We start from the raw sequence: 14,044 nt of genomic DNA, 5'->3' as shown, positions 1-14,044 counted from the left end.
GAGGTCGGCGCGAAAACGCGCCGACTCTGTCGTTTGGGTCTACGGCCAGAGTCGGCACATTGTCCATGGGAGGACCGCAAGTGGTCCGGGGCATTAGACCTTCGGCTCGCCCGTCGCCCTGGCGGCAGTCTTGATAGCCTCACGGATGCGCGCATAGGTGCCGCAGCGGCAGATGTTGCCCGACATCGCACCATCGATGTCCGCATCGGTCGGGTTCGGATTGCTCTGAAGCAAGGCGGTGGCTGACATGACCTGACCAGATTGGCAGTAGCCGCATTGCACCACTTGATGCTCGATCCAGGCGGCCTGCACGCGCTTACCGACGGGCGTTTCGCCGACAGCCTCGATTGTTGTGATCTCGCGCGCGCCAATGCTCTCGATCGGTGTCAGACAGGCGCGCGTAGGTGCGCCGTCAATGTGGATGGTGCAGGCGCCGCATAGGCCCATGCCGCACCCGAATTTGGTGCCAACATAGCCGATCACGTCGCGTAAAACCCAGAGCACGGCTGTATCGCCGTCGGCGTCGACAGTATGTGGCGCGCCATTGATTTTGAGTGTGTAAGTCATTGCCAGCTTCTGAAGCGTGATAGGAAGGCGCGATGCGCAACTGCGGTCGGGGCGCACGCTCGCCCAGAGATTAGCGGTTATAGCCAGCGGTGATAAGGGTGCTCCCCCTTGATAGGCCTTGAAGCTGTGCTTATCGCAGGGGCGAGGTTGCGACGTTAAACTTTGCGCTTGCCCGGCGGTGGCACGCCAGGTTGCACAGAGAGAGAGGTCTTTGGATACGCAACACCATCAACGCCCGCATGCGGACATCACCGAAATTCCGGCGATGGCCAATTCCTATGTGCTGCACTTCATTTTCGGGCTGTGGCGACGGCAGCCCCGGCTGGCGCTGGCCGGGGCTGCATTGACGATGGTTGCGGTTGGCTTCGAACTGTGCCTGCCGGGGGCCAGCAGTCATCTAATCGATACTGTGTCCGGCCCTCGCTTAGACATTGCTGGGGTACGCACAGCGTGGCTCCAGTTCGTCGCGGTGTACCTTGGTTTCGTGCTGGCCCGTAATGCTTCCATGCGGTTCTGGAGGTTTCGGAGGCGGCTTGCTTGTGACCGATCGGGAGAACGGGACGCAGATGACCGGCTTCGATCTTTAGGTACGGGCGCAACGGAGGTGCGCGCAAAGAAGGCCGAGATAAGCGTTCCGTTAGCTGTGCGGTGTGCAGTGCGCTTGGGCTAACGCTGCAGCAGGCAGGTGCTGCAACCACCGTCCTTGTTGCACCAGTTGTCCATTAGGGTGCTGCCGTCGTCAGAGATGGTGATCCTATGCGAGCTTCCGAGCTTCGGTTGAGCGTGCTTGGCTACTGCCGTCTGTTCGATCCGCGCCCGCTTTGCTCTGCGATTTGCAGACCTTGCATGAAACGTCTGAGACGTTGGCCCGTGTAATGGGCTTCGTACCGAAGACGCGGTCAGAGCCGCGATTGCCCTGACTCGGGATCGTGAAGTAGGGGGTGCTGTCGACGTAGTAATCCAAATTGGCACAGATGGGAGCCGTCGATTGAATATTGAGATCGGCGCCAAAGGAGTCTTTGGTGGACTCCGTGGGGACGACGGAAATGGATGCCCGGCAGCAACTGACGATCTTCTTGCGTGCCCGCTGGTAGTAAGCCGCGCCGGCCTCGGACAAGGTGAATTGCCGGATTGACCGGTTCAGCAAGACCGCCCCGAGTTCCTCCTCCAGGTTATCCAGCATGCGGGTCACGGACGACGTGGCAAGGTTTAGCCGGCGAGCGGCTGAGGAAAACCCCTTGGCGTCGACCGCTTCCACGAACATCTTCAATGCCAGTAGCTTGTCCATGTGCAAGGATCCAGCGTTAGCGGCAGGGCTGACTTATTAGGCCGAATGCCCAAGAGTATCACCTAGCCAATCGAAGATAGTCTGGTGCAGCCTGTACATGGCACCCATGTGGCAGTGCTCCCCCGCGCCTTCGGCCTCGTGCAGTGTGATCAGTTGGTGCGCGCACCGCAGTTCCCTAGCAACACGTTCCGGCTGCCCTTTCAGGAACTGATCGTTCTCGGCGTCGAGCACCAGCGTGGGCGTCTTGATCTCGCCCGTGATCCCCTGCATCGTGTAGGCCTTTGTTGCACGGATAAAGGCCGGCAACGACGCGCTTCCGAAAGTCCAGACGCCGTTACTCAGTGCCCAGCGCGCCGCGGTGCGCAAGGACATCAGGAGCTGCAGCACGGGAACGGCTGCGTCGTCCTGCTGGTTCTCGATCCATTGGTTGAGAAAGGGCGGAAGCATATTCGCGAACGCTTCATGGAAATTATATAACCCGTCATCCAGGATCAGAGCGGCTGCCCGATGGTCGAACGCGGCAGCGCGTGCAACAAGGTAGCCCCCGAGGCTGTAGCCAAACAGGGCGATCTTGTCGACCGCGATCTCGGTACGGCTCATGGCGTAGTCCAGCACGGGAGTTATCACCTTCTCCCAGTCGGGGCGGAAGGGGAGCCGCTGCTGGCGGATTGCCGCGCCTTGTCCGGGTCCGTCGAAGGCCAGCACGTTGTAGCCGCGCTCGATCGCGGCGGCGCCGATGGCGAACCATGCTTCTTCCTGCGTGGAGTCGAAACCGTTGTTGTAGATGATGGTCGGCCGCGGCTTGCCGGAATCGTCGGCCAGGAAGAGGTAACCCGGCAGCGTCGTGTTCTCGTAGGGAATCTCGATCACTTCGAACGGACTAGGTAACAGCTTGCCGGCCTGGATGAAGGTATCTCGCGAGCGGCGGGAAAGCGCGGCCACCTGAGGGTCGTTGAACGGATCGGCACGGCGGAAGAACTCGGCCGTCCGGTAATAGTTGGAGGCGCGCAGGAAGGCGTCGCGCGCGCTGACGCGATGGCCCTTGCGTAGCGACCGTTCGCCAAGTGCGGCAACACGGTCGGCGGTTGCCGTCCATTCGCGCATCCAGGCCTCTTCGTCATTCTCGGGAATGGCTCGGGCGGTGACCAGAACCTCGCCCAAATCGGCGCCCCCGTAGTTGGCGAATCCGGCTGCGCGCAAGGCTTCAAAGGAAAATGACTCGTTCTGGAACAGGAAATGCATAGTGGTTCTCACCCTAATTGAATTCAGCCCGCCTCGGCGGGCATCTGCTGATATGGCTGCTGACCTTCAGGGTCACACTGCCACGACAATCTCGGCCCTCAAATAGGCCACGACGGCTTTGCCAAGCTCCGTTCCCAGTGTTTCCCAAGGGAGCATAGGCGTTTCATGATCGTCGCCGCGCACCCGGGCAAGGAGGGCGGACGCGATCATGTGGAATGAAATGCGAATCAGGAGCTCCGCGCGCTCGGCTCGGACGGAGCTCAGGGCCGGCAGCAGGCGCTCGCGATAAAGCGAGAACACCCGTGCACGGCCGCTCATGCCGATTCCGTCGAGTGCCGGACTTTTAGCAGAATGGCTGAACAAGTACCGATGCAGTGCTTCGTCCTGGGAAAACGCTCTGCTTGCTGCGGCTGCGAACACGGGGACCAGGCTGTCAAGGCCGGTCGCTCCGTGTCGGGTTAGTTCCCTGGAAATGCTCTGCTCGATGCGGCTGGTGATATCCTGCTTGATAGCCCGGATCAAGTCATCCTTGCCGCGGAAGCGCCGATAGATATTACCGACCGGCACTCCCGCGGCCTGCGCGACGTCCGCCATCGAAAATCCATCGCCGCCGAGCGCGTTGATCAACTCGGCCGCCGCCGCTACGATCTTGACGAGGGCTATACGGCTGCGCTCCTGTTGGGGTGCCAACACGAACGGCGAAGTGTCTAAGGAAGACATTGGTTGGCTCCGGCGGTCAGTGCGATGAAACGATGGGCTATCGGACGATAGACGTTGGCAAAGACTACGAGCCCGTCTCGCTGCGTCACCGCAACATTTTGCTCTTACAGCATGGTGCCCCGCTCGAGTACAACCTCCTCCCGCGCAGCTGGCGGAACAAAAGGGTTGCCAGGGCCGCCGCCGTTGCGCTCCCGATCACACAGGCGGCCAATGCCAGTGCTGCATATCTCCAGCCTCATGCGATGTCTCCTTTGTATTAATTATCACATGATCACTATAGGGCGGAGCCTCTAGAAATGCAAATGACATTCGCTTTTTTTTGGGGGAGAGTCATTGTGGGACGTGTTCTGCACGCTATAGCGCCAGGCTTGTAGCGATGGCTCCGCGGCATGGAATCGCGGAGAATCCTGCAGAATTTCGAGAGTGGGAGTGGGGCAGCGCAGACAGGGAGTCAGTCCGTTGGCTTGCGCAAACTAAGAATCGCGGCAGGCGCGTCGTGGAGGAACATGTCCCCCTTCTGGTGCGCTGCCGCGGCAATGTCGCTGGGAACCTCGAGCAACCAGATAGAAGATGGCCGCGTGCAGGCTCCATATCATCTCGACCTCGACCTCGGTGTCGGTGTCGGCGTCGAGTTCGGCGGCGCTGCGCGGCTCGGGGATGCCGAACTCTTCCCGCACTTCGGCCAGCACGGGCAGGAATCCCTTGCTGCGAAGCTTGTTGAGATACATGTTTTTGATGCCCTCACGCGTCAGGCCGGCAAAAACATAGACCCGGATCCATTCCGAATTGCCGCATTAACTGCGGGACTTCTTCCATCTTCATGCGACCAGCTGGTCTCCGCCGACGCGCATGACTATAATTGTTCGATCGATCAATATGGTGGCGCAGACGGTGGAGCCACGGTGTCGGAACACGCACCCGCCGGCCGCCCCGGAAAAGGAGCCTTTCATGCCTATGCAACACTCGGGGCCCGGCGATTTCGCACATCGCGAAATCACCGTCGGGGACAACACGCTGCACGTCGTCGAAGGCGGACAGGGGCCCTGCATCCTGCTGTTGCCGGGCTGGCCGCAGTCGTCGTACTGCTTCCGAAAGATCATGCCGGCGCTCGTCGAGCGCTATCACGTGCTGGCCATCGATCCGCCTGGGATCGGCGAGAGTGGTGCGCTATCGTGCGGCTATGACACAGCGGCGGTGGCGCGGATACTCATCGGCGCGCTCGATGCGCTTTTGGTGTCAGAGGCGGTCCTCGTCGGCTTCGACGTCGGCGCCTGGATCGGCTACGCGCTTGCCGCCGGATTTCCCGCGCGCTTTCCCAGGGTGGCGCTGATCGATGCGGCGATCCCCGGCCTGACGCCGCCCGAAGCCTATCGGCTCGCGCCGTCGACATTCTCGGGGACCTGGCACTTCACCTTCAACTTCCTGCCGGAATTGCCCGAACTGCTGATCGAAGGCAAGGAGCGCGTGTTTCTCGAATGGTTCTTCCGCAGCAAGTCGCTGCGGCCGGCGAACGCCTTCACGCCCGCGGACATCGACTTGTACGCTGGGCTGTACGCCAGGCGCGGGCGCTGGAGCGCCGGCCTGGGATACTACCGCGCCCTCTTCCAGTCGATCGAGCAGAACCGGGCCACGGCGTCGGTGCAGCTGCCCATGCCGGTGCTGGCGGTGGGCGGATCGGCCGCCTTGGGGGCCAGGATGGGAGAGCTGCTGCAGCCGGTGGCGCCGGATCTTGTGTCCGTCACTGTCCCGGACTGCGGACACTACGTGCCGGAAGAAAACCCCCGCGGCCTGCTCGACGCGCTCGTCCCGTTCCTGGCAGCAGCGCGGCGATGAGCAGGTTGGAACCGCGAAACAGACGTCAGGCGCCGGCCACGGCGTAGATTCGCGCGCAGGCCCGGACTGATCCCGCCCATGTGGATGCTCATGTGCGGGACGCCCGCGAGTCGGGCAAATTATGCCGCCACGCCTGACGCATTCCGGCGCGCGGCATAGCGGATCGCTTCGTCGCGCAAGGGATGCGGTTGGTGCCGAGGCGAACCGCGGCCACGTTGGCCGGATAAGCATCACTAGACCCAACTTTGAGTTCACTGCGAACGTAAGGTGTTGATTCCACGCAGTTATGCGAGTGCGTAGCGAGGGCTTGCTGGGTACAGGTGCTACAGAAGGGCTGCCGGGCTGATACCGAGGAGGCGGAAGGCGCGGTCCTGAATGGGCGTTGGCCGAGTGGTCATGATGATCTTGGCCTCCGGATTCGGCGGCGTGTGGCAGATGTTGTAGGTGAGCGTGGCCAGATCACCGAGCAACGTGCGCAAGCTGTGGACGGGCAGATCATCCTCGGTGCGCTTGGTGGCGTCCTTGGCTTTCGCCTGTTCCGAACGCCGTGCCTTGGCCACGGGCGAGGCACGGGAAGCGCGCGCTAGCTCGATGTATTCATCGTCAAACAGCATCGGCTTCAATTTTTCGCGCATGTGCCATTCGACGTAGTAGGCCAGCATGCACAGAAAGACATGAGCACGCACGCGCTCGGCATTCCAATGGAACACGGGGCGCACGTGCAAGTCCATGGTCTTGAGCGAACGAAACGCTCGCTCGACCGCCGCCAAGCCCTTGTAGGCCGACACGGCCGCCTCGGCTGACAGTTGCGCCGCCGGCAAACTCGTGCGCACCACATACAGGCCATCGAGTGCCGCCTCTTGCTCGATCTGTAGCGTCTTGCGCGCCCAGGCAAAGCTGGTGTCGGTGATGGTCAGTTCGAAGTGCTTGGCCATCTTGAAGCGCTCGATGACCCGGCCCACGCGCAGGGCAATCGCCTCCGTGCCCTTGAGCCGGTTGCGCGCGCGCGTGGTGGCCTCGGCAATCTTGTTGAGCTCCTGTTCGGTGGCCTGCAACAGCGCCTCGCGTTTCCTGGCCCGTTCGTCGGCCAGCAGCGGATTGCGGCACACCACCAGTCGCTCGCCAGGAAACGTTTCGCTGGTGAGCTCGATGAGGTTGCGTTCATCGAACAGCGAGGGCTGAAAGGGGCCTTGTTCCCGGGCGAGTTCAGCAATCTGCGGGGCGCGCAGGCTACTCACCCAGTCCAGTCCTGCCGGGCGCAACAGCGTGTCGATGTGGGCTTGCGTCAGCATCCCCCGGTCCCCTACCCAGGCGAGCTTCTCAATCCCGAACCGGTCTTTGAGCTTCTCCACCTGAGACGCCACCGTGCCCGGATCGGCGGTGTTGCCGGCGAAGACTTCGACCGCCACCGGACATCCTTGCGGCGTACAAACCAGACCGAACACGATCTGCGGCTCGTGGCGTTTGCCATCGCGGCTGTAGCCGTAGGCCGCCAGGTCGCAGCAGCGCCCGGTCAGCCAGGTGGAAGTGAGGTCATAGAGCACCAGGGTGCCACCCGTCAGATGCTGCTTCGCCAGGCGCTTCTCGATGGCTTCCTGGGCCTCTCCCAGCCAGTCCAGCGCGGCGTACAACTCCTCGGGCTCCACATCGCCGATGCCGAGCATGCGCGACAGCGAATGGGCCGCGGTCTCTTGCTGCAGCATGCGGTGCGTGGCCAGCTTGGAGGCGGGCGAAATCAGGCGTGCCACCAGCAGCGCCATGACCAGGGATGGCACGCGGCCCGGCGCCGCCGCGAACCAGTGTTGCGCGCCACAGGCGCGGGCCATACCGAGCGCGGCGGCCACATGGCCGTGCGGCAGACTGCGCTCGATCACCAGGGCCTCATCGGCCGAGGCCACGGCCGCCCCGCCGCGCAGCAAGACCTTCAAGCCCTCGATCACCTCGGGCGGCAGTGCGGACAAATTCGCCAGGGTGCGTTTCTTGACCTTGTTGCCTTCGCGATAGGACTCGCGCAGCAGGATCGCCGGCGGGGAATTGCGGTTGGGGACGTGTTCGATATACATGAACACCATTATTGGACATATTCAGCAAAAAACAAGGCTAATGTAATGTATTTACATGGGTACATATGCACCCCAAAAAATAGCCGAAACCCAACGGTGGCGCGGGTTCCGGCGAGTTCAGGGGCCAAAGTTAGGACTAGGAGAAGTAGGAGACAACTCCATGGCAGGATGTCCAGGCACTGGCGCCCCTAATCGTTCACATGCTCACGATTTGACATAAGCCTTATGCGGCGAATTTCATCTGTCATCAACTTAGCCAAACACCGGACATCTGAAGCTAGGGAATTGCTGATCAATAACAGTCGCGCTGGAGGTCGGCGGCTGTTTGGCGTCTGATTTTCACCATGCGGAAGACGGGAGGGGTCTGAGGCCGTTTTCGAGCCGCATGCCCCCCATCTCGCGCCCTTTCGGGCCCGATTTGCGTAATCAAGACGGATTGCCCCCCTGAAACGCCAGTAACGACTTTTTGGCGATCACCAGATTTGCCAGGCCAAACAGGCTGAACATCTGTGCCTTGTTCTTGGCCAAGCCCTTGTAGCGGGTCTTCTTGTGGCCAAACAAGTTCTTCACCACGTGAAAGGGATGTTCCACCCGCGCCCGAATCTGGGCCTTCTTGCGTTCCACTGCCTTCGTCAGGTCCTTCCACCGACCTGCCGGCATCTTTTCAATCTTGCTGCGCTTTGCCGCTACGTTCCAGTTTATGTCAGCGCGGATCGTCCCTTGCCCTTGGGCTTGTTTGATCTCATCCCTGCGCTCCACACCCGTGTAACCCGCATCAAGATGCACTTGGCTTTCCTCGCCATGCAGCAGGTGATGGGTGTGAGCGATATCGCTTTCGTTCGCCGCCGTCGTGTGCAAGCTGTGCACCAGTCCTGAGTCCGCGTCGGCACCGATGTGCGCCTTCATTCCAAAATGCCACTCGTTTCCCTTCTTCGTCTGGTGCATCTCCGGATCACGCGACTTGTCTTTATTCTTGGTCGAGCTCGGTGCCGCGAGCAGCGTCGCATCCACCATCGTGCCTTCTCGCATCAGCAGCCCGCGTTCACTGAGCACCGCCTTGACCTCGTCGAACATCGCGGCAGTCAACGCGTGCTTCTCGAGCAGCCGGCGAAACTTGAGCAGCGTGGTCGCATCCGGCGCCGACTCTTGCGACAGATCCACCCCCACGAATTGACGCAACGCCTGGCTGTCGTAGAGCGCGTCCTCCACGGCCTCATCACTAAGACTGAACCACTGTTGCAGACAGTACATCCGCAACATCCTCTCCACGCCAATCGGCTGCCGCCCAACACGGCCGCTCGTCGGATACAGCGGCTCGATCAACGCCGTCCACCGTGCCCACGGCACGATCCGATCCATCTCTCCGAGAAACTTCTCGCGCCGTGTCACGCGCTTCTTCTTCGCGAACTCAACATCTGCAAAGCTCGTTTGTTTCATGCTCGTCTTTGTTTCCCATGCCTCACCCTTCAACGCGCCACACTTTCCGTCGGATGACTTGTGGCTGAATTGATCAGCATTTCCCTAGCCTAGACATCAACATCAGCCCAGCGCAGTCCGTTGCGCAATATCGACGCGCTACTCGCGCAGCTTCAATTCGCGAAGAAGCGCGTCGATCTGCCCGAAAGCGTCCTGCTGCCATTGCTCAGGGCTTCGATCGCCTAGTACTTGGGTGTCTTCAACGAACTGCCTCACCGAGGTCGCCCCGAAACCGTCAATCTCGTCAAACTTCGCGGCGATGTAACCAAATCCTGTCGCGCCACTTTTCTCGTCGAGGAGCGGCCGGCAGGCCTCGGCCAGGGCACTAGTTCCCCCTGGGTAGTTCCGCACGCAGTAGTAGATGTCATAGGCGTCCTTCTGCTTTAACCGGCCATTCAGCGCATACCCTTTCATGGCCAGCAGGGCAGGAATGGAACACACTGCGACTTCGACCTTGTTCGTGCCGCCGTTCGGCATTGGCCCGGACACCGCCACCATCTGGTAAAAGCGCGTCGCCAGGTCGGCGCCATCTGCGCGTTGGACTGCGAAGTTTTCGATCAGCGGGGGAATGTTCTTTTCGATTTCGGCATGCCGCGGCATCAGGAAATCAACGACGACGTCGATGGCGGGGCCACCGTCCTGCGCAGGAACCTGGCGAACGAGTTGAAAGCGTCTGAGCCCCTCACGTTGAATGTACCCCTGCGCCATCAGCGCTTCGACGAGCGTGGCGTACTCGTTGTTGGCGAGCGCGTCGGCATCCAGGCTCAGGTCCACATCGATCGTACCAACGTGGCGCATCTCTTCGTTGTCGAGAAGCAGCCAGGGCACCGCCCCGCCGATGACCGCGAACTTGCCCTGGAAGGTGCCGAGGATCTGGCCGATTTCCACAAGGACCGATTTCACTGCAGCGGTAGTGCGATCATCGTATCCGGCTGCGGACTGCGGTTCCTGCGGGACTATGCCGGCCATATCATCCTTTCTTGGCGTAGATGCTGGGCGGCCTCTTCGCCGCGTTCACCAGCAAGGGTTAAATCTAGGTAGGTCTGGACGGTACTGGTGCAGACGGCGTTCGGCGCCGGCTCAACGGTGTCGGATAGTAGGCCCTCGTCTTTCGGGACCGTGATGATGACGTTCTCCCCCTTGGTAGCAGGAGCTAGCTTCAGGGCTGTCTTGAGTTTATCTAGGCCTGTCTCGGTAGCATAGAAGTAGTGCGTACCGGTGCGAGCGTAGGGTGCGAGCCAGTTGGCAGCAGAAAACGATGCAAAGACCACATCCCTTTTCTGGCATTCTCCACCTATCACGTTGCGTGCGGCTTCTTCCAGCGCGCGCCCGTGCAACGTTGTGTAGAACCGTTTGCGCTCGCCTGCTGGCGCCTCGTAGCTGTCGTGCCATGCGTCCAGCAGGGCGCCGGGTTGAGACAGATAAAGGCCGTCGCTGGTCGCCTTGGCCCATTCCCTGTCCAGCAACCCGGTGCGCACATTGCTCACGTGACCCAGGCTTACGCCGCTGGTTTCCGCAAGCTCTGCAACGCGCCAGAGACGATCGGGCTCACGCAGCATTACTCGAAGCACTTGCGCCGACTTCGGCTTGAACAGCGATTTGAGCTCCCGGCGTTCGACGGTTGGCTTTTCGGATACCTGGCGATCAATGAAAACCCCGCCGAACGCGATCCGGGCATTTCCCTCCAGATCGAGATAGCCCACTTCGCTCTCCCGACACATCTCCCGAGTTGCGGGCGAGAAGTAAGGAGCAATGACGATGGGCACTGCTCCTGGGCCTCCATGGCTCGCAGAGTCTCGGACCATCAGCAGGGCGTTCCTGACGTAGCGCGGTTGTCCGTTCGACAACACCTCACAAAACAGCCGATACGGCTGCCCGGCCGCCCGGATATTAGCAATCAGGTCGACCCGGCGATTCGCGATAGGCTGCTCCTCCCGGACGTCATCGAATTCGATGATCGGGATCTGCGCAAGCAGCCCGTCCAGGGCTTCTCGGCCCTGGATATTGGCGCCCTTCAGTGAATCTGAGGCTTTCAGCATTTGCTGAATATAATCCGTTTAGTGAAATTGGTCAAGAATTTTCACTGAAATTGATGTATTCAACAAATGCTGAAATATATCATTCTATTGAAATTTAGGAGCAAACTCGCCCGCGTGGGACCCGTACCTCATGCAAAGATCTGCTTGAGACACTTCATCGCTAACGCCTACGGGTGCGTCTCGCGTCCACAGTATCCAGCGCGTCCCACAGGGCAGCGCCTCTTGGAGCGGCTGGCCCCGCTGCGCCCCCCCCTTGTGAAGCAGTAAGCCCCACGGCCTCAGACCTGAAAGTCTCTTTAAGTAACGTAAGCAACGCTTTGCCGTTTCATGATATGAGAAATCAACAATAGCGAAAAGTGCCGTATTGAGTGCACATAAATGCCGCAATTAATTTTTTGCGATGTAAGAGACGTTTTTTGAGCACCATACCGGGCGCCGACGTGGCGGATCACTTGCAACTCGTAGTGCAGGACGAGGGAGGGGTGCCAGCCACCGTCACCGAAATTGCCCAGTTCGAGAGAGACAGCCTTGATGTGGGCTCGCTGGGCCTGCATCTGGAGGAGGCGAAATCATTGCTGGGTCGGCTGCAGCGCACGATGGTCGCGGCACAGGTTGCCGAGGCAGTTGCCCGGACCAGCGTTTGTCCCACGTGCGGTGCGCAGCTGGCTGGCAAGGGCCACCATCACTTGGTCTTCCGTAGCGCGTTCGGGCGACTGTCGATTGACAGTCCCAGGCTGTATCCCTGTCGGCAATGCCAAGGCGACGCCCCCACCTTCAGTCCGGTCTCCAACTGCTTGCCTGAGCGAGTCAGTCCAAAACTGCAGTATCTCGAGGTCAAGTTCGCAGCGCTGATGTCGTATGGTCTGACCGTCAACGTCCTGCAAGAGGTGTTGCCGCTCGATCATGTGCTGGCAGCCAGCTCGATCCGGCGCCAGGTCACCGGGCTCGGTCGCCGGCTGGAAGCGGAACAGGCCACCGACGCCCGGCAGCACGCGGAGGTGGCCGCGAGCGTCGGTTCGCCCGACATCCCGGAGCCCAGTCCGGTCCGCGCCGTCGGCATTGACGGCGGCTACCTTCGGCTGGCCGGCCACCGGCGCCGGCAGGACGGCTGGTTTGAAGTGATCGTCGGGAAGTCCATGCGGGATCAGGATGCCGGCCATAGTTTTGCCTACGTGCACAAGCTGGAGCACCGGCCGGCCGATCGTATGTTGAATTTCCTGCTACGTGAAGGTGTGCAAACTAGATCCTATGTAGCAGGAGAGGCAATCAACGGATAGATAGAATCAGCGTGTCGAGGCTTGACCTAATGGAGGGCATCATGCGCACAGATCTGGCAGATACGACGTACACCGGGCACATGGTGCTGGCGGTGTCACTTGAGCTGGCGGCGGCCAAGTGGATGGTTGCACTGCACGACGGCCGTCGTGATAGTCCTACAGTACACACTGTCGCGCAACCGCAGGCTACGCTGCGGCTGCAGGCAGCGCTGGCCCTGACTGAACGGTACAAGGAGGAGTGGTCGCTGCCGGCGGATGTACGGGTTGTCGTGAGCTATGAAGCCGGCCAGGACGCATTCTGGATCTGTCGCGCGCTGCAGGCTCGCGGGATCGAATGTCATGTCGTCGATCCCGCGAGCATTCCCGTTGAGCGCCAGAAACGGCGCGCGAAGACGGATCGCCTCGATGCGATCAAGCTGGTGATCAACCTACGTGCCTGGCTGCGCGGTGAACGCGACCGGATGCGCGCAATCCGGGTGCCCTCTTTGCAGGACGAAGCGTCCCGCCATCTCATGCGCGATCGCGGACAACTGCAAAAAGAAATCCTGCAACACCGCGACCGCATGCGCAAACTGCTGGCCACATTCGGTTGCTGGGATGAGGTCGACAGCAGGAAGTTCGCCGGCCGACTCGCCCGCGGCGAGGTACGGTGTCACGATGGCACACCACTGCCAGCAGAGCTAAACGATCGACTGGTACGCGAGTGCGAACGGCTAGCAGTAGCCGAGCAGCAACTGACCGCACTGGAGCAGACGCTTCCGACGAAGCTGCCTGCGCCAGCACGCGCCCGGGTCGATCACCTCACTCGCCTGAAAGGCATCGGACCGGTTGGCGGCTCGCGACTGGCGCTCGAGCTGTTCTGGCGGGAATTCAGCGACCGCCGCCAGGTCGGTGCGTGCGTTGGCCTTGTACCGCAACCCTACGACAGCGGCGAGAGCCAGGTGGACCAGGGCATTAGCAAACAGGGAAACCGACGGGTGCGGGCACTCCTGATCGAGATGGCGTGGTCCTGGATCCGCTACCAGCCAGAGAGCGCACTGACGCAGTGGTTCAACCAGCGCACCCAGAGCACAGGCCCGAACCGAAGGGCCCGACGGATTGCGATCGTCGCGGTGGCACGACGTCTCGCGATTGCGATGTGGCGCTATCTGAAGGATGGCGTGATCCCCGAAGGGGCACAACTGAAGCCGGCTTAATCCATTGAGGTTTGGAGGAAGATGCAGGGGATGGTGATACGCAATCCATACAGCCTGAAGTGAACATGCCCGTAACAGACCCGGGTTGCACAGGCAACCGATTTTCTAGATGGGGCATGCTCCCGGTGACAATTCCGGCGTAATGCGCATGCAGGATGAGGCTGGCTTCACGCCAGCGGATAGAAGGTGGTGAGACGTCATTTCTCACGAGCGCAAGACCCGGCTTCGGGCCATCGTGTTTCACCGCAACGGAGCCAACCCGCTCTGTCGCGATAAGGGAGGATTCGTATATCGATCAATCAGTCAGTTTGCAAAACGGCTTGACAAGGGACTGCTCATAGAA

Annotated in this window: 10 protein-coding genes and 2 pseudogenes; 3 read left to right on the top strand and 9 right to left on the bottom strand. The window is 60.9% G+C overall.

Annotation, left to right across the window (positions count from 1 at the left end; translation table 11 throughout):
- Nucleotides 1-93: 93 nt before the first annotated feature.
- The 5 genes and pseudogenes from ACZY0R_RS38665 to ACZY0R_RS38645 form a co-directional block, all read right to left on the bottom strand.
- Nucleotides 94-567, bottom strand: coding sequence for a (2Fe-2S)-binding protein (locus ACZY0R_RS38665; protein WP_488866502.1), 474 nt, complete (start codon nucleotides 565-567; stop codon nucleotides 94-96).
- Nucleotides 568-1,321: 754 nt separating this feature from the next.
- A complete protein-coding gene (locus ACZY0R_RS38660; protein WP_488866500.1) occupies nucleotides 1,322-1,855 on the bottom strand; it encodes a LysR family transcriptional regulator in 534 nt (177 codons plus the stop codon).
- 36 nt (nucleotides 1,856-1,891) lie between these two features.
- Nucleotides 1,892-3,097 carry an alpha/beta hydrolase family protein gene (locus ACZY0R_RS38655; RefSeq protein WP_488866498.1) on the bottom strand — a complete coding sequence of 402 codons (1,206 nt, stop codon included), beginning with the start codon at nucleotides 3,095-3,097 and terminating at the stop codon, nucleotides 1,892-1,894.
- 72 nt (nucleotides 3,098-3,169) lie between these two features.
- Nucleotides 3,170-3,817: a TetR/AcrR family transcriptional regulator gene (locus ACZY0R_RS38650; protein ID WP_488866496.1), complete on the bottom strand. Its 648-nt coding sequence runs from the start codon at nucleotides 3,815-3,817 to the stop codon at nucleotides 3,170-3,172.
- Nucleotides 3,818-4,268: 451 nt separating this feature from the next.
- Nucleotides 4,269-4,599, bottom strand: a pseudogene (locus ACZY0R_RS38645) (TetR/AcrR family transcriptional regulator); the annotation flags it as partial.
- A gap of 166 nt (nucleotides 4,600-4,765) precedes the next feature.
- Between ACZY0R_RS38645 and ACZY0R_RS38640 the strand changes: the two are divergent.
- Complete coding sequence (locus ACZY0R_RS38640; RefSeq protein ID WP_488866494.1) at nucleotides 4,766-5,650, top strand: alpha/beta fold hydrolase; 885 nt, start codon at nucleotides 4,766-4,768, stop codon at nucleotides 5,648-5,650.
- 323 nt (nucleotides 5,651-5,973) lie between these two features.
- Here the strand turns inward: ACZY0R_RS38640 and ACZY0R_RS38635 are convergent, their stop codons facing one another.
- The 4 genes from ACZY0R_RS38635 to ACZY0R_RS38620 form a co-directional block, all read right to left on the bottom strand.
- Nucleotides 5,974-7,713 carry an IS1634 family transposase gene (locus ACZY0R_RS38635; protein WP_488866492.1) on the bottom strand — a complete coding sequence of 580 codons (1,740 nt, stop codon included), beginning with the start codon at nucleotides 7,711-7,713 and terminating at the stop codon, nucleotides 5,974-5,976.
- 426 nt (nucleotides 7,714-8,139) lie between these two features.
- Nucleotides 8,140-9,150 (bottom strand): IS5 family transposase, encoded by a 1,011-nt coding sequence (locus tag ACZY0R_RS38630; RefSeq protein ID WP_488857598.1) that lies wholly within the window; start codon nucleotides 9,148-9,150, stop codon nucleotides 8,140-8,142.
- 138 nt (nucleotides 9,151-9,288) lie between these two features.
- Nucleotides 9,289-10,158: a nucleotidyl transferase AbiEii/AbiGii toxin family protein gene (locus ACZY0R_RS38625; RefSeq protein WP_488866490.1), complete on the bottom strand. Its 870-nt coding sequence runs from the start codon at nucleotides 10,156-10,158 to the stop codon at nucleotides 9,289-9,291.
- Entirely contained in the window at nucleotides 10,146-11,228 is a 1,083-nt protein-coding gene (locus ACZY0R_RS38620; RefSeq protein WP_488866488.1) for a type IV toxin-antitoxin system AbiEi family antitoxin, read from the bottom strand. Before ACZY0R_RS38620 ends, ACZY0R_RS38625 begins: the two co-directional genes overlap by 13 nt.
- Before the next feature lie 440 nt (nucleotides 11,229-11,668).
- On the opposite strand from ACZY0R_RS38620, the pseudogene ACZY0R_RS38615 reads away from it, so the two are divergent.
- Both ACZY0R_RS38615 and ACZY0R_RS38610 read left to right on the top strand, forming a co-directional pair.
- Nucleotides 11,669-12,463, top strand: a pseudogene (locus tag ACZY0R_RS38615) (ISKra4-like element ISBte1 family transposase); the annotation flags it as partial.
- A gap of 83 nt (nucleotides 12,464-12,546) precedes the next feature.
- The gene (locus ACZY0R_RS38610; RefSeq protein WP_488859803.1) at nucleotides 12,547-13,701 is read left to right on the top strand and encodes an IS110 family RNA-guided transposase; all 1,155 of its coding nucleotides are present in this window, start codon (nucleotides 12,547-12,549) and stop codon (nucleotides 13,699-13,701) included.
- Nucleotides 13,702-14,044 lie beyond the last annotated feature (343 nt).

It is taken from the genome of Cupriavidus sp. F041 (genome assembly GCF_057814235.1).
This window is presented reverse-complemented; position numbering and strand designations above follow the sequence as displayed.